The organism is Pseudomonas sp. B37(2017) (genome assembly GCF_002112885.1).
Taxonomy (GTDB): domain Bacteria; phylum Pseudomonadota; class Gammaproteobacteria; order Pseudomonadales; family Pseudomonadaceae; genus Aquipseudomonas; species Aquipseudomonas paraglycinae.
In genome coordinates, this window is sequence record NZ_NEIX01000004.1 from 165,324 (window position 1) to 182,710 (window position 17,387).

General features: G+C 59.4%; 10 protein-coding genes. 4 read left to right on the forward strand and 6 right to left on the reverse strand.

Annotation, left to right across the window (positions count from 1 at the left end; translation table 11 throughout):
* Positions 1-162: 162 nt before the first annotated feature.
* Positions 163-4,218 carry a hypothetical protein gene (locus CAF90_RS12620; protein WP_139834490.1) on the reverse strand — a complete coding sequence of 1,352 codons (4,056 nt, stop codon included), beginning with the start codon at positions 4,216-4,218 and terminating at the stop codon, positions 163-165.
* A gap of 473 nt (positions 4,219-4,691) precedes the next feature.
* Between CAF90_RS12620 and CAF90_RS12625 the strand changes: the two genes are divergently transcribed.
* Positions 4,692-5,093, forward strand: coding sequence for a DUF6124 family protein (locus tag CAF90_RS12625; RefSeq protein WP_085606661.1), 402 nt, complete (start codon positions 4,692-4,694; stop codon positions 5,091-5,093).
* Between the two features lie 114 nt (positions 5,094-5,207).
* Here CAF90_RS12625 and CAF90_RS12630 read toward each other — a convergent pair whose 3' ends face one another.
* Positions 5,208-5,567 carry a PilZ domain-containing protein gene (locus CAF90_RS12630; protein ID WP_085606663.1) on the reverse strand — a complete coding sequence of 120 codons (360 nt, stop codon included), beginning with the start codon at positions 5,565-5,567 and terminating at the stop codon, positions 5,208-5,210.
* 218 nt (positions 5,568-5,785) lie between these two features.
* Positions 5,786-6,172, reverse strand: a complete 387-nt coding sequence (locus CAF90_RS12635) for a tol-pal system YbgF family protein (RefSeq protein ID WP_011335675.1) — start codon at positions 6,170-6,172, stop codon at positions 5,786-5,788.
* A 172-nt stretch (positions 6,173-6,344) separates the two neighbouring features.
* Between CAF90_RS12635 and pyk the strand changes: the two genes are divergently transcribed.
* On the forward strand, positions 6,345-7,796 hold the full coding sequence (pyk, locus tag CAF90_RS12640) for a pyruvate kinase (protein WP_007951250.1): 1,452 nt from the start codon (positions 6,345-6,347) through the stop codon (positions 7,794-7,796).
* Between the two features lie 238 nt (positions 7,797-8,034).
* On the opposite strand, the gene CAF90_RS12645 is transcribed toward pyk, so the two are convergent.
* From CAF90_RS12645 to CAF90_RS12655, 3 genes are read right to left on the reverse strand one after another with little or no spacing between them, the layout of a single operon-like run.
* The gene (locus CAF90_RS12645; protein WP_085606665.1) at positions 8,035-8,784 is read right to left on the reverse strand and encodes an enoyl-CoA hydratase-related protein; all 750 of its coding nucleotides are present in this window, start codon (positions 8,782-8,784) and stop codon (positions 8,035-8,037) included.
* 29 nt (positions 8,785-8,813) lie between these two features.
* Positions 8,814-9,749 (reverse strand): iron-sulfur-binding ferredoxin reductase, encoded by a 936-nt coding sequence (locus tag CAF90_RS12650; protein ID WP_085606667.1) that lies wholly within the window; start codon positions 9,747-9,749, stop codon positions 8,814-8,816.
* Positions 9,742-10,848 carry a diguanylate cyclase gene (locus tag CAF90_RS12655; RefSeq protein WP_085606669.1) on the reverse strand — a complete coding sequence of 369 codons (1,107 nt, stop codon included), beginning with the start codon at positions 10,846-10,848 and terminating at the stop codon, positions 9,742-9,744. The genes CAF90_RS12650 and CAF90_RS12655 overlap by 8 nt, the downstream gene beginning before the upstream one ends.
* A gap of 311 nt (positions 10,849-11,159) precedes the next feature.
* Between CAF90_RS12655 and CAF90_RS12660 the strand changes: the two genes are divergently transcribed.
* Complete coding sequence (locus tag CAF90_RS12660; RefSeq protein WP_007960181.1) at positions 11,160-12,683, forward strand: fumarate hydratase; 1,524 nt, start codon at positions 11,160-11,162, stop codon at positions 12,681-12,683.
* Positions 12,684-12,846: 163 nt separating this feature from the next.
* Entirely contained in the window at positions 12,847-17,301 is a 4,455-nt protein-coding gene (locus CAF90_RS12665) for a SpvB/TcaC N-terminal domain-containing protein (protein WP_085606671.1), read from the forward strand.
* Positions 17,302-17,387 lie beyond the last annotated feature (86 nt).

The window sequence follows — 17,387 nt, forward strand, 5'->3', positions numbered from 1 at the left end:
CTTGTTGCGTTCAAGTTGATTAAGCACTGAATGGAAAACGGCTGGTACTGTCAGATCTGACAGGTTGCTCGACCGTCGATCGGAATTCAGAAGTTTTCTGTGAAGTGAGGGGCGTGAAAAGGCCCTCTGAACGAGGGCCTGACGCGGGCGTGTCTCTTTAGCTCAGCCGAAATCCGCCACAATAAGTTTGACCTCGTTCATCCACCCGGATAGAACAGGCCCTTTCTCGGCCTTGCCCCTGAGCGTCAACTCACCAAGCGGCAAACCATACAAAACAATCACGCATTGCCCTGTCTCATCGACCTGACCGGTACCGAGCTTGTTGGTGCCATCACCCGGAAAGAGCGACACCAGAGTACCTGGCATGGCAGTCAGTTTGATCACTGCATTGCGAGAAACGTAACTCCCATCAGTAAGATCGACTACAACAGGCGGAGACAGGGCAGTGCCGACCTTGAACCGGGTGATAATGCCGGACCAAGTCGAATCTTTCCCGTCCATGTGCTGGCGGGCGGCAATCTCGTGAGGCACTGGCTTCACCTCCAACTCCACAGCGCAGCGGACTGACCAGTAGCCTCGTGCATCGACTCTCGTCTCAGCCAGGACTTCCGCTGTCGCATGCCGATACACCTTCAATAAAGCCCCGGCGAAGCCGTCTCCTTCAAACAATGGTTTTGTTTCGAGCACCTGCTCGGGATCGTTCAAAGGGAGATCTATGATCGGCTTCGCAAAACCCGCCGGCACCTGAATGACATTACAGTTGCGTGCCGGCTGCCTGTATCCTGAGTCGTTACCATCACGCTGCTGCTTGACCGAATAGGACAGGTCTCCCGGGGCGATTGAAACTGTTGACTGCCCCTCCCAATGTCCATCGCGGTCGACACGCGCGGTCATCAGTACCGGGCCATCTGTCTGGGAGACAGTGATCAGCGCTCCCGGCAATCCCCCCCCCCCGGAAAACATCGGCTTGAGCCCCACCGTCTGCCCTGGCGCTGGAAGCTCTGCAACGGGCCAGTCAATCTCTTTGATGCGCTGCACTGTAAACGCATCACTCATGCGCCATTCAGAATTCACGCGATCCAGCGTCTGGCTTACCTGCACGCGTGTCAATCCATCAGGAAGATCCCTGTTGCCCAACACCCGCCAGTACCCATCCTCATCAGCCTGGGTCGACGGTGTCAGACGGACCTCTGTGTCGTACCAGGCCGCCACGGCGATAAACGCATGAGGAGCAGCCCTGCCAGCGTAAACTGCCTGTGGACCTACCCAGTCACCTGCCCGCGGTTCAGTAAGGTCGATGGGGGCACTGAGCAGCGTCAGGGTAATCGGGACGGATTGTTGGGAGTTCGGTTCCGTACCGACTCGGGCAACGGCGGCGATTTTGTCCGTGGCAAGCATGGAATGTTCGAGCAGTGCCGACCAGGTGTTGTCCGCACTGACAAGAACGGGCTCGAAATTGTGGGGACGACCCACCCGCTGGACAATCACGAGATCTCCGGCAAATCCAACTCCGGAAGTCCTGAGCTTTTTCCCGACATTCTGGGTATTCAACGGCGTATCCAACAGCGGCGCATTCGGCACCACCGTGACAGATATCTCAGTCGGATCGCTGCGATAGCCATCCTGAAGAACCCTGACCTCCAGCGTTTTGGAACCCGCCGCCAACTCGACCGGAGTAGTCCATTTCCCGTCAACCACCGGAACGCCGGTAATGAATGGTGATGATCCTTTGATCGACAGCTCGACGGAACCGTACGTTGCAGAGGTGCTACCGGAAAAAGTGGACTTTCGCGCGGGCTGGCCGTTCGGCCCTGGTACGGTAAATCCGGCCCTTGGCACAGCGACCATGACGGTTTTGTTCTCAGTCGGGCCGGACACGTTACTGCTGGCCTGTGTCTCTTTTTGGCGGCAATAGAAGGTAAGTGGTCCCGGAGCGTGTTTGCCAATACCGATCTTCCAGGTTTTATCCTCGTTCACCGGGCCACTGCCCAATGTCACGTGGGTAGCCGAAAGAATCTCGACCCAGCAGCCTGGCCAACCCTTGCCCTCGATGACCGCCTCGATTGATACCTCGCCAGTCGTTGTCGGTTCAGGGACCGGCGGTTGAACCGTGAAGGTAAGGTTACTGGCCGCAGATGTCTGCCCCCCCATCGCCGAGGTTGCACTTATGATGTAGGTCTTTGGCGGCAGGGGATCGGTGACGGTATAACTGAACGAACCGATCGTGCCGGCCGTCCCGGTCGCTTTGAGTGGCACCGGCGGACGAGGCGGAATTGTCAGCAAAACATCCGAATTCGTCCAGGCAAGACCGGTAATCGTTGGTGTCTGGTTAGTCTGCGCACCTGGATCAGGCGCTGTATAGGTGGGAGAGGATGACGGAATGGTCACCTCTGGAACAGCGACCTCCGCAGACCAGACACCGTTTACCCATTGTTTGACGGTGAGGGTTCCATAAGTGCCCGGGTCAAGATCGACAGAAGTTGTGCGCCAAGTAAGATCAGATTGCGCCTCACCGTTGGGAAACTTGGGGCGAAAATCCTGACCGTCCTTGTGGATGATGGCCAATCCCTTACTCGTACCCCACGTATTGCCCCTGCCCGTAATTGTAAGTTTATTGCCGTTGCGCGTGACACTCACAGACGTGGGTCGAGGAGTGGGAACGGCAACCGGTATATCAGCGATCCAACCTGAGCTGTAGATACGCCCTGTTCCTCCATCGGACACGCTTTGCCGACCGCCATACATGTAATTCCCCGGCAACACCGTGGCCGGAAGATCCTTCGTATAGATACCTGTACTAGGAATGTCCACATCGATGGAATTGACTCCGTCACCCGACACATGAATATGCATCCTGCCTGTCGCGTAACCCGTGCCATGAAATTCGATGCCTTCGCCTTTGGGTCTGGACTGAAGCACAGGCTTGGCAGGCCGGATCTTGTAAAGAACGGAACCGCCACGACCGGATTGCTTGCCGCTGAGGAATTGCTCCGTTGCCACCCTTCGCAACCCGGGCTGGAGCGTTGCTACAGCGCTCCATGTGGCCGATGCGCCGGCAGGGGCGGTCCCGACCAACGTTTGCGTTGTATCGATGAAAACCCGCACTTCGGCGTTGGCTAATCTGTTGTTGCCGGAGACGGTGAAGGTTTGTTCTTGTTCGGTATTGTTGTCGGGGGTGGTAATGCCCGTATGACCCAACATCCTGAAGGTCACAGGCTGGGTATAACCGTGAGCCTGGTTGGGATATATATGTTGAGTTTCCAACGTGTGCGTGCCAGAAGGCAGCACTTTTGTCATTTTCGTTTCCCAGTCCCCCGAACTATTTACAGTGATTGGAACGGCCCATGCCTCATAATGATTCGAGCTGTTGACTGGAGTCATTAGGGTTGAAGGATCGCCTTTACCACGGAAAACATGCCCATTGATAACAATTTCATTTGAGGTGGGGGACGATGTTATAGCTCGACGATACGTGACATCCCCGGTTTTTAGAGAGAGTCTATTGGCATACTGCTGCTGCGCCGCAAAGGTCACAACGTTGCCTTGGAAGCCGGATACCGGTGTCACTTCCCAGCGCCCGCCGGTTCCCACAAGTCCGGTTCCTACGTAACTTGCTACCGAATAGAGTTGTACCGTGGCTCCGGAAACACCGCCGCCTCCGGTGACCTTCATGACAGGAGTGGTAATGTTTTTGATTGGGTCGATGGTTGGAGTTGGAGGGAGGTAGTACACATCGATGTGGTTATGCATCTCCACGTCGCTCACACCAGCTCTGTCGTATTTATACCCAAAAGTGATTCTCGCCATATTACTGGTAGCGGTGATTGTTTGTGAGCGAACCAGAGCATTTTCATTGCCGTTCTGGTTAGCGTTGCCAATAAGCTCCTGCTCCCATTTGTTTGCCGTGCCCGCTTCTACAAGAATACGTACGTCCCCCCCCGTCTGGTTATTATTCAAGGCCTGATACCACACCGTGCTACAAGTAAAAGTAGTGCCGGGGCCATTCCATGAATAACTGACTTTTAACTTTGCCCAATAGTTACCATTACTCGCTGATATAACTGCTTCTGCGAATAAATCGTTGTTGACTGGCTCTGAGGCAGAACTTTCGGTATGAAATTCAACTTCATCAGTAATTGATTCAATGCCGCCGGCAGTTCCTGGGGTCTCCGATGATTCGCCACTCGGGTCCAATTCCGTTCCATCGTTTGTATCCATGATTGACTCCGTCCTCATTGAGGGGCTGCCGGCAGAGGTTTGTAGATTCATTGAATGCCAATGCCATGCGGTCCAGCACCTGACAGATCTGACAGTCTCGACAAACGGTAACCTTTCCCACAGCCCGCTCCGGCAGCGTCCTGCAAGTCGTAACAACGGGCTACGACGCCTTGTGCCATTGCCTACAAATCACTCAGAATCCGCCGGCTTGTGCGCCTTGGCGTTGCCCCGTAACTTGATCCCCGTCGCTGCAATCAGCGGCCGGGTTTAGTCGCTCGGGCAGGTATTACGAAAGGTGTATAAGCGTCATCAAGTCGGGTACTTCCTATCCCCGCACTCGATGGTGGCTGTACGCAGGGCGCCCTCGGGCGCGCCGGTTTTTCGTAATTCCTCCCGGTCGACTAACCTGCGTTCAGCCGCCACCCCTCGTTTAGTCGCGAGGTGGTGGCAGGCCCACTAGAGGATTTACGTTTATGTTCAAAGCAACTCCAAATCCGCCACTCGATACCGATCCAGCGGACCCGACCGATCAACCCGATCCGGTCTCCCCCTACGCTTCCGTCGATTCAAAGAAACTCCACGACGCCGCTCACCGGGCCCTGGATTTCTACCTCAATCCCCCAAAGGACAAACCGCGCAACTCCGTGGATCGCGGCATGCAGATGTTCAAGGTCGATCCCGAGATCAACCCGGAAGCCATCGCCATCCAGACCTACGAAACCTTTTCCTCGGTCAGCATCCTGCTGCTCGACCTGGCCGACAGCCTGGACGACAAGCCGCGGCATCTGGCGATGGCGATCTATCAGTTGAGTGAGTTGGGGTTGTTGCTGGTGGAGAAGACGCTGGATAACGAGCGGGCGATCGCTATTGCCTAGCCGTTGAATAGAGGGTGTCAGTGCTGACGCCTTCGCGGGCAAGCCCGCTCCCACAGGGATCAGTGGTGTCCTTGTGGTAGCGGACTTGCCCGCGATGTTTCTGGCGGATATGAATCAGGCCGAGGCCGGCAACGGCTGAAAACTGAAGTACTGCTTCAACGCCTCGACCAGTTGCCCATACTCGGGCGGCGTGCGGTACAGGCTGAAGCCGGCGTCGTAGTGTTTGGGGGTCGCGTCTTCGTGACACCACAGGCAGCACGCGGTGAGGTCGATGACCTGCTGACTGCCCTCACCCAATGGGATTTTCAGGCGCAGGTTGAATTCGGCACCGATCATCATCGGCAACTGGCTGATGAGCATCAAACCGTCTTCGGACACGTTGCCCAGAAAGCCGATGGGTTTGTCGGTGACGCTGTTGAATACTCGCAGAAAATACGGCAGCTGATGCCGTTCGATTCGACGGTCGGTAAACATACGCAGTTCGCCATGCAAGGCTCCATCACAGAGCCGCACTCTCGCTTCGGAACGGACCTGTGCGTCAGGTTCGCTCTCCCCGCTCCCGGTGTGGCGCTTGCCACGTGCATCTCATGCCAGTCGCAGGTGTTGCGCCGGTACTGAATTCGATCTGCACCGGTGTCATTCGACTATAGCTCACCCTATACAAGCAGCCAGCTTTTGTATGACAACTACCATCAGAAGCGGGTTGGACGTACCACGGCGGCAGCGCTGCGAGTCGGGTAGTGACCCAGGCTCTGCAGGGTTTCCAGACGCGCGCGGGCGCGGTAGGCGTATTCGCTGTTGGGGTACGAGGCGATGATGAACTGATAGGTCTGCGCCGCATCGACGAACATTTTCTGCCGTTCGAGGCACTGGCCGCGCATCATCGACACTTCCGGCCACACGTAAGGGCGGGCACGGCTGGCGCGTTCGACCTTGGACAGTTCGAGCATCACCTGCTCGCAGTTGCCCCTGTCGTAGGCACTGTAGGCGTTGTTCAAATGATGGTTCATCGACCAACGGGTGCAGCCCGAAGCGGCGAGGACGCTGAGGGCAAGGGCGGCAATGGGCACGAATCGCATGGGGTATTCTCCTGTCTTGTGATCATTATCGACCTCTGGCGAGAAATCTTCAGAGCCCTTTGTTCCGATTGTCGCGTTCAATAAAGAAAACAATAAGTAGTGCAAACGAACAATGACTACACCCAAAGAGCGTAGTAGCCTCTGCGAGCGCTTGAACCTGAGGAGTCTTTGCATGTCCGTCCGTCGTACCAAAATCGTCGCTACCCTTGGCCCGGCCAGTAACTCGCCGGAAGTTCTCGAACAGCTGATTCTGGCTGGCCTGGACGTCGCCCGTCTGAACTTCTCCCACGGCACCCCCGACGAGCACAAGGCTCGCGCGAAGCTGGTGCGTGACCTCGCTGCCAAGCACGGCCGCTTCGTCGCCCTGCTGGGTGACCTGCAAGGCCCGAAAATCCGTATCGCCAAATTCGCCAACAAGCGCATCGAGCTGAAGATCGGTGACCAGTTCACCTTCTCCACCAGCCATCCGCTGACCGAAGGCAACCAGCAAGTGGTCGGCATCGACTACCCGGACCTGGTCAAGGACTGCGGCGTGGGCGACGAGCTGCTGCTCGACGACGGCCGCGTGGTCATGCGCGTTGAAACCGCCACCGCGACCGAGCTGAACTGCGTGGTGACCATCGGCGGCCCGCTGTCCGACCACAAAGGCATCAACCGTCGCGGTGGCGGCCTGACCGCTCCGGCCCTGACTGAAAAAGACAAGGCCGACATCAAGCTCGCCGCTGAAATGGAAGTCGACTACCTCGCCGTGTCCTTCCCGCGTGACGCCGCCGACATGAACTACGCCCGTCAACTGCGCGACGAAGCCGGCGGCACCGCCTGGCTGGTGGCGAAGATCGAACGCGCCGAAGCCGTGGCCGACGACGAAACCCTCGACGGTCTGATCAAGGCTTCCGACGCGGTGATGGTTGCCCGTGGTGACCTGGGTGTGGAAATCGGCGACGCTGAGCTGGTGGGCATCCAGAAGAAAATCATTCTGCACGCACGCCGCCACAACAAGGCTGTGATCGTGGCAACCCAGATGATGGAGTCGATGATCCAGAACCCGATGCCGACCCGCGCCGAAGTGTCCGACGTGGCCAACGCCGTGCTCGACTACACCGACGCCGTGATGCTGTCTGCCGAATCCGCTGCCGGCGCTTATCCGCTGGAAGCCGTGCAGGCGATGGCGCGCATCTGCGTCGGCGCTGAAAAGCACCCGACCAGCAAGACTTCCAGCCACCGCATCGGCAAGGAATTCGAGCGCTGCGACGAAAGCATCGCACTGGCGACCATGTACACCGCCAACCACTTCCCGGGCGTCAAGGCGATCATCGCGCTGACCGAAAGCGGCTACACCCCGCTGATCATGTCGCGTATCCGTTCGTCGGTGCCGATCTACTGCTTCACCCCGCACCGCGAAGCCCAGGCTCGCGCTGCGATGTTCCGTGGCGTGTACACCGTACCGTTCGACCCGGCTTCGCTGGCCCCGAACGAAGTCAGCCAGAAAGCCATCGACGAGCTGGTCAAGCGCGGCGTGGTGGAGAAAGGCGACTGGGTCATCCTGACCAAGGGCGACAGCTACCACACCACCGGCGGCACCAACGGCATGAAGATCCTGCACGTGGGCGACCCGCAGGTCTGAGTGACCGGTTGCTGAAAACGAAAAGCCCCGCCATGTGAATGGCGGGGCTTTTTCATTTCAGACTGATCGTTACTAGTTTGATCGTTCCCACGCTCCGCGTGGGAATGCAGCCCGGGACGCTCCGCGTCCCATGCCGAAGCGGACGCAGAGCGTCCATTGAGGCATTCCCACGCAGAGCGTGGGAACGATCGGTGCACGGAGTGCGGCGGCGGTCGGCGGTCGGCGGTCGGCGGATATCTCAATGGCGTTTGATGAACCCCGTCAACGCCGCCAACGCCTCCGGCGACCTCAGCCGCTGGGTGAACAGCGCGCCCTCCTCTTCGATCACCTTGCGAATCAACTCGCGATCCGGCGCCCGCATCAATTGCTTGCTGATGCGCACCGCTTCAGCCGGCAGCTCGTCAAACCGTAGCGCCATCTCCCGCGCCTTGGCCAACGCGGCTTCGCCACTGCTTAAGGACTCGGTCGCGATCCCCCAAGCCGCCGCCTGCTCACCTGTAAAACCTTCACCCAGCAATAACAACTCGGACGCTTTGGCCTGCCCCAACAAACGCGGCAGGATCAGGCTGGAACCGAATTCCGGGCACAACCCGAGATTGACGAACGGCATGCGCAACCGCGCATCCCGCGCCACGTACACCAGATCACAATGCAACAACAGCGTCGTACCGATCCCCACCGCCGCCCCGGCCACCGCGGCGATCACCGGTTTGCGGCATTCGAGCAGTTCGAGCATGAAGTGAAACACCGGGCTGTCGAGGTCGCTCGGCGGTTGCTGGATGAAGTCGGCGATGTCGTTGCCGGCGGTGAAACACTCGGCGCTGCCGGTGATCAGCACGGCGTTGATTTCGGGGTCGCGGTCGGCCTGTTTCAGCGCGTCGGCCAACTGGCTGTACATGGCGCGGGTCAGGGCGTTTTTCTTGTCCGGGCGATTGAGGCGCAGGGTCAGCAAACCGCGTTCGCGGTGCAGCAGGATGGCTTCGGGCATGGCAGGTCTCGCGTCTGAGAATTCAGCGCTCAACCACGGCTCAGGAAGACATCGGCCAGCAGTTGATTGCGCGGCAGTCCGGCCAGGAACAGACGCTTGGCAAACGCGTCGACGCTGGCAGTCGAACCGCAGACTAAAGCCAGGGTTTGTCGGGAGACAAGGCGCAGTTGCGCCAAAGCGCCCGGCAACTCGGCCGCCGTCCACCCTTCAACGCTGAGGTTTTCCCGCTGCGCGGCCAATGCCTCAAGGGGTTTGGCCAGGTAATGCCCGTCGGCATCATGGGCCAGATGAATGACGCGAATGGCGCCCCGATGATCGTGACGCAAGGCTTCGCGCAACACACCGAACAACGGGCCGAGCCCGGTGCCGGCGGCCAGCAGCCACAGCGGCCGGTCGTGCCAGTCCGGGTCGTAATGCAGCGCGCCGCCGCGCAGTTCGCCGAGGCGGATCGGGTCGCCAATCTGCAAGCGTCGTGCAGCATCGCTGAATTCGCCGGGCTGGCGGCAATCGAGGTGGAATTCAAGAAAGCGGTCTTCTTCCGGCAGGCTCGCCAGCGAATACGGCCGCGCAATGTGGCCGGCCCACAGCACCAGATGCTGACCGGCGCTGTAGCGCAACGGCCGCTGAGGTGTCAGGCGCAGTCGCAACACGCTGTCGCCGAGCCAGTCCAGCGCTTCGACCGTGGCCGGGCGACCGTCGGTGACGGGATCGAAGGTGTGCACCTGCAAGTCCTCGATCACCTGGCACTGACAGGCCAGCCGCCAACCCTGATCACGCTGCTCGGCGCTCAGGGCATCGGGGCGACTGTCGGCGGGCAAACCCTGCACGCATTGCACCAGACACGCATGGCAACTGCCGGCGCGGCAGCTATAAGGTACCGCCACACCGTTCTGAGTGAGGGCATCGAGCAGGTTGCTGCCCGCTGCCACCGACCACTGTCGTTCACCGACCCGCAGTTCAGGCATCGACGTTCTCCCACGCGGCTGCGCAACGGTTGCGCCCGTCGCGCTTGGCCCGGTACAGCGCCTGATCGGCGCGCTGCAAGGCATCGTCCAGATCATCGCCCAGTTCCAGCAGGGTCATGCCGGCGGACAGGCTCAGGTTTTTCACATTCAGGCCCACCAGTTCAACGTCAGTGAAGGCGATGCGCAGCCGTTCGCAACAGGCGGTCAGGCGCTCGGCGTTGCAATCGGGCAGCAGCACCACGAATTCTTCACCACCATAACGCGCCAACACGTCGCCGTCGCGCAGACAGGCCCCGGCCACCCCGGCGAAGGCTTGCAGCACCTGATCGCCGGCGGCATGGCCGTGAATATCGTTGATGCGCTTGAAGTGGTCGAGGTCGATCAGCGCCAAGCCATGCACCACGTCGGCCTCCATCGCATTCAGCTCGCGGGTGGCCAGGCGCAGGAAATGCCGGCGGTTGAACAGCCCGGTCAGTTCATCGGTGGCCACCAGGTCTTCGAGCTGGCGCATCATCCCGCGCAGGGTGTCCTGATGCGCCTGCAAGGCAAACCGGCGCTGACGCATGCGTTGCCGCGAGGTCTGGACGAAGCGCGCGTAAATCACCAGCCACGCCAGCACGATCAACAGGATGCAGGCCTGCAACGCGGACAGCGCCGGATCGTGCAGCCGCAAGTGGTAACCGTCCCACAGTGTGATAGCGCAGAAGCTGAAGAACACCAGCATGGCGCAGCGCACAAACGCCCGCTGTGACAGATGGAACAGGCCGAACAGCAGCACCAGCACATAGAAAACCAGAAACTCGCCCCGCGCCTCTTCCAGATGCGCGATCAGCCACGTCTGCCAGCCGAGGCCCAGCAGCACTTGAACTTCGGTCAGGCTCGGGTCGGAGAAGCGCAGGTTGCAGCCGGAAAAGAACACAGCGAACAGGGCCGCCTGACTGATCACCACCAGCGCGCTGCCGATGGCAACGCCCGCCAGCGAGTCGTTGTAGTGTCCGGTGAAATACGCCAGCCACAGCAGCAGCAAGGCCAATCCATAGGTGGCTGCAGCGAGGGCGAAGCGTTTGAGCAAAAGACGTTGAATGGCGTTATGGGTCAATCGTTGACTCACCGTGCGATAAGAGGCTGACCGAGTGTCCTACTCTACAGACCGGCTGCCACTTTAGTGGCGCAGGCGATAAATGACCATTGATTTTCGGGCCGGGTATTTGGCGTCAAAAACCTGCAGCCATGCGACCAACGAATGACTCCCGGCAGATGTGCCCGCCACCGAGGCGCGGTATACTGCCGCGCCTTTTTAGCGTCGCGCCAGCAGCCCCGGCGTGCCTTGAAAGGTGTCTGCGACCGACCGATGCACCCAAGCCGCAGGCACCTTATTGAATGTTCCCGTCTTTTAGAGGAGCGCGACTCATGACCGTGATCAAGCAAGACGACCTGATTCAGAGCGTTGCCGACGCCCTGCAGTTCATTTCCTACTACCACCCCGTGGACTTCATCCAGGCGATGCACGAAGCCTACCTGCGCGAAGAATCGCCAGCGGCCCGTGACTCGATGGCGCAGATCCTGATCAACTCGCGCATGTGCGCCACCGGCCACCGGCCGATCTGCCAGGACACCGGCATCGTGACCGTGTTCGTGCGTGTGGGCATGGACGTGCGTTGGGATGGCGCGACCATGAGCCTGGACGACATGATCAACGAAGGCGTGCGCCGCGCCTACAACCTGCCGGAAAACGTCCTGCGTGCTTCCATCCTGGCCGACCCGGCCGGTGCGCGTAAGAACACCAAGGACAACACCCCGGCGGTCATCCACTACTCCATCGTCCCGGGTAACACCGTGGAAGTGGACGTGGCGGCCAAGGGCGGCGGCTCCGAGAACAAGTCGAAAATGGCCATGCTCAACCCGTCCGACTCGATCGTCGACTGGGTGCTGAAGACCGTTCCGACCATGGGCGCCGGCTGGTGCCCACCGGGCATGCTGGGCATCGGCATCGGCGGTACCGCCGAGAAAGCCGCTGTGATGGCAAAAGAAGTGTTGATGGAGTCCATCGACATTCACGAGCTCAAGGCCCGTGGCCCGCAGAACCGCATCGAAGAAATGCGTCTGGAGCTGTTCGAGAAGGTCAACCAGCTGGGCATCGGCGCCCAAGGCCTCGGTGGCCTGACCACCGTGCTCGACGTGAAGATCATGGATTACCCGACTCACGCAGCCTCCCTGCCGGTGTGCATGATCCCGAACTGCGCCGCCACCCGTCACGCGCACTTCGTGCTCGACGGTTCCGGCCCGGCTTCGCTGGAGGCGCCACCGCTGGACGCCTACCCGGAAATCGTCTGGGAAGCCGGCCCGTCGGCCCGTCGCGTCAACCTCGACACCCTGACCCCGGAAGACGTGCAGAGCTGGAAGCCGGGCGAAACCGTCCTGCTCAACGGCAAGATGCTCACCGGTCGCGACGCTGCGCACAAGCGCATGGTCGAGATGCTGAACAAGGGCGAAACCCTGCCGGTGGATCTGAAAGGTCGCTTCATCTACTACGTCGGCCCGGTCGATCCGGTGGGTGACGAAGTGGTTGGCCCGGCTGGCCCGACCACCGCCACGCGGATGGACAAGTTCACCCGTCAGATCCTTGAGCAGACTGGCCTGTTGGGCATGATCGGCAAGTCCGAGCGCGGCCCGACCGCCATCGACGCGATCAAGGACAACAAGGCTGTGTACCTGATGGCCGTCGGCGGGGCCGCCTACCTGGTGGCGCAAGCGATCAAGAAGTCCAAGGTTCTGGCGTTTGCCGAGCTGGGCATGGAAGCGATCTACGAGTTCGAGGTCAAGGACATGCCGGTCACCGTAGCGGTGGACAGCAAAGGTGAATCGGTACACATCACTGGTCCTGCGATCTGGCAACAGAAGATCAGCGAAAGCCTGGCGGTTGAAGTGCAGTAAGCGCTTCGTCTGTTAGTAAAAAGGCCGGGCGGTCAGCAATGACCGCCCGGCCTTTTTTTCGTCTGCCATAAAATGCCGGCGCGGGCACCTGTCAGATCTGACAGGTGTCGAAAAAATAATGCTCTGTTAGCGTGCAATCTCGGCATTCACTGGTTGCGTTGCCATGGTTCCTGATGCAGACGCGCTCGTCACCCCGCCCTCCATTGCCAAAACTGCGTCCATTGCCACCAATGGACGCAGTTGGGGGGAGATCGGTGCGACCGGGCAACGGTCTTACTCACTGACGTTGCCGATCATCGCTGCGCGCTCGCTCAATCCTGACCTGCAACTGGTCTATGACGGCAACGCGGGCAACGGCAAGTGCGGCCTCGGCTGGGATTTACCGCTGCCGGTCATCTCCCGCAAGACCAGCAAGGGCGTACCGAAATACGCACCCGACGACGTCATGCAGGCTGACGGCACCGACCTGCGACCCGAGCTGACGACCCGCGGCAAGATCAAGGTAACCCGACGCACTCGGGGTAAAGGCAAGAGCGCCCGAAAGTTTTCGGTGGTGCGTTACATCCCTCGCCTGGAAAGCACGTTCGACCGCTACGAACTCTGGACACCTGCAGACGGCGCCCCCTACTGGATCGTTTCCCGCGCGGACGGCTCACAACATTGCTATGGCAATAACCAGGGATCGTGCATCTACGACCCGGCAGAGCCGAGCCATATCGCCGCATGGCTGCTGGTGGAAACCAGGAGCGCGGTGGGGGAAAACATTTTTTACGAGTACAAGGCCGATGACAAGGTCGCCGACGATCGCTTTGCCTATCAGGCCCAGCGCTATCTGCGGCAGGTCTGTTATTGCAACAAGACCGCCAGCACTGATCTGTATTGCCTTGATCATTCGCAGCCAGAAATGCTGGACTGGCTGTTCCGTCTGATAGTCGACTACGGGGAGCGCGTCACCCGGCGCGAGGCTGTTCCCCCCTATTCAGTCCCGAACGAGAACAAATGGCTGCTGCGCAGCGATCCGTTTCGCAATCATCGCTTCGGTTTCGAGATTGGCACCCGGCGCCTGTGCCAGCAGTTTCTGTTGTTCAACCACATCGGCCCCGACCCGGTACTGGTCGAACGTCTGTTGCTGGAGCACGAACCCACGCCGCGTCAATACAACCACCTCAAAGCCGCGCATTACATGAGTTACGACGCAGAGGGGCACGTCAAACAATTACCGCCGCTTGAGTACTGCTATGAGCCGCTCAAGCTCAACCCCTTTCCCCAGGCGTTTCTGGCACTCGACCATATGCCGGGCCTCAACGACGGCAAGCCCTATCATTGCGTCGACCTTTACGGAGAAGGCCTGCCTGGTTTTCTCTGCCAGCACGACAACGCCTGGTATTACCGTGAGCCTCTGCGCGGCACACCCGGCACTGACGAAATCATCTACGGCCCGTGGACCTTGCTGCCGCTGATCCCCAATGCCGACAGCAACAAACCGGTGGTGCAAATCCTCATGGACCTCACCGGCGACGGACGCCTGGACTGGATCGTCGCGCAGCCCGACGGCAGCGGGTATTACACGCTCAATCCGGATGGCACCTGGTCGCTGTTCAAATCGTTCAAGCAGTTTCCCGTGGAGTTCTTCCATTATTTGGCCCAATTGGGTGACTTGAGCGGTGACGGTCTCAACTCCCTGGCGCTGATCGGACCGAAAAGCGTACGGGTGTACGCGAATTTGAGGGAAACAGGCTTTGCTCCCGGCAAGGATGTACCCCATACCCCGGACCGATTGCCGCTGTTCAGTGGAGCCGGTAACGAATTGGTGTCTTTCAGCGATATGGGCGCCAGCGGTATGGAACTGTGCCGGATCCGCCATGATGAAATCCGCTGCTGGATCAGCCTCGGGCATGGCCGGTTTGGCGAGGGTTTCAAGATGAGCGACTTGCCGTTCAAATATGGCGAGTTCGATCCCGACCGAGTGCGCATCGCCGACGTAGACAATTCCGGTGCTCCGGCTCTCATTTACCTGTATTCGGACTTCTTCGAAATCTGGTTGAACCACGGTGGCAACTCCCTGGCATCGGAACCCGTCCGAATTCCATGGCCCAGAGGCGTGCGCTACGACAACCTCTGCCAGGTGACCTTTGCTGATCTCAGGGGCATTGGCTGCGCCAGCCTGCTGCTGACCGTTCCGCACATGTCACCTCGACACTATGTGTATAACCTGGTCGACGCGCGGCCATACCTGCTCACTGGATGCAACAACAACATGGGTTACAACGCGTCGTTGCAATATCGCAGCAGTGCGCAATTCTGGCTGGATGAAAAACGCCAGGAATTGGTGGCACGCAGGAAGCCGGTGTGCCATTTGCCGTTTCCGCAGATGGTGCTCCATTGGCTGCGTCAGGAAGATGAAATCACCGGCAATTACCTGATGCAGTTCCATGAGTATTTCGAGGGTTATTACGACGGTCGCGAACGCGAATTCCGCGGCTTCGGCCGGGTCTGTCAGATCGACAGCGAACTGGAACCGGGCAAGGCCGAAAGTGGCCATACAGCCCCCATGCGCACCACTCAATGGATTCATACCGGCGAAAGTGTCGATCCGGTTTTGAAAGGTATCAGCGAACTCGACGATGAAATCACGCCCTTTGGGCCCACCGTCACTTCAACGCTCGACGCCAGACGCGGTAGAGAACGAATTCGCAAACGGCGCAAGAGCGACGATCCCGAAGTCGCCTACGCCCTGGCCGGTCGTCTGCTTCGCATTGAAGCCTGTCAGGCGGACGACCCCGCTCCCGCTCACCTGATTTACCTGAGAGAATTCCGTTATCTGGTTCGGGTCGTCGACGAAACCCCGTCCAGCCTGCTGGTGCTGGAACTGGAAAACCGCAGCCAGCAATACGAACGTTTCATGGATGACCCCCGCTGTCAGCACGCGGTCGGTCTGGCATGGGACATGTTCGGTCATCCGACTCACCGCTTCGCGGTCGCCTGCGCACGCCGCCGCACTAAAACCGAAGAACCGCCTTTCGCTCAAAAGGATCAACAGCTCGCCTGGCTGGACAGTCACGATGAGCAACAGCGGTACTTCTATCTGACGGAAACCCTTGCCGAGCCGATTCATCTGATCACTGAAGACCACTGGCTGCTCGGTTTGCCCTGGCGCCAGCGCAGCAATGCGCTGATGCTGCCCAAGGGAGCGCTGCCGGACGGGCTGCAATCGGCGGACATCAATTTCGAAAACTTCGAAAAGTATGAGGGCTGCGCAGAGTGGACATCGGAACGCGAACTGATTTCGCTCTCGCAGCAGAATTATCTGGAGATGGACGGCAAGATCGAGTACCCACCGCGCCAGGGACCGACCGAGCGGGCTGTGTTCGACAAAAAGGCATTGGCGGCTTACGTCGACGTCCCGATTGTCATTCGGGACGAGCTGACAAAAATCGGCTACAAGCCCATGAACCTGTTTTTGCCGCCAGACACGGATGAAGATCTTCTGAAAAACCTCTGGTCGGCACAGAGCGGCTTCTTCACCTACTCCGACCCCAGCGGTTTCTACCACGTCACCGATGTTCAGCAGACCGCCAGCCATGGCACAACCCACATCACCAGGGACGCAAACCATCTGCTGACCACTGCCATCACCCTGCCGGACGGCTGCGTCACGGCAATGACCTACGACATGCACACCTTGCAGGTGCAGCGTGTCACGGATCACAACGACAACATTCACGAAGTGCGGTACGAAGCGGGCGGTCGACCGATTGCCTTCAGCTTTCATGGTAACGAGGAAGGCGTGCGTGCCGGTTTCGAAGATCTGTCCGTTTATCCACCTCAGTCTGATCTGAGCGTCGAGTTTGCCCTCGCCAACCCGAAAACCGTGCTGGCATCCGCTGCCGGCGTGGTGCGCACCAATCTGTTCAGCTGGATGCCATTGCTACCGGTCAAAACGGCGCGGCTCAAAAGAAAGCAATGGATCGCCAACGGCCTGATCCTGCCCGACGGCCACATACGCGCATCGGCCCTGCGCTGGCTGAACCAGCAAAAGAAACGCACTGCCAGCGAACAAACCCTGCTCAAGATCATCCAGACCGCCCTCAGGCAGCCGGTAAACAGCGTCGACCTGATTGCCGACCGCTACCACACCGACCCGCAGCAACAGATTCAGATAACCGTCCGTTACGTCGACGGTTTTGGCCGCGAGCTGCAAAGCAAACAGCTCGTGCCGCCGGGCGATGCCCTTGTCGCGACGCCCGAGGACGGCCTCGAGACCGGCGCCGACTGCAAGCCGATCGAAATGCCCGCCGCGCGTCGCTGGCGGGTCATGGGACGTGTCGAATACAACCATAAGGGCGAGACTATCCGGGTCTATCGCTCGTATTTTCTCAATACCCATCGCTGCATCAATGACCGCGCCATGCGTGAACACGGCCATCACGATCAAATGTTCTACGACGCCCAGGGCCGACTGATCAAAACGATCAATGCGCTGGGCCATACGGCCTTGGAGCACTTGCATCCATGGTTCACGCTCAGCTACGACTACAACGACACACAAGAGCCATCACCCGCCAGGCCCGCGAAAAAACCGACACCTGCAAAACCTGCAAAACGGGTCAAGTCATGAACGCCAGCGTGCACCATCTCACACCGAAGATGTCGTCAATCATCGGGGGCGAATCACTGACATGCTGCGCGGTCTGGCAAACACGC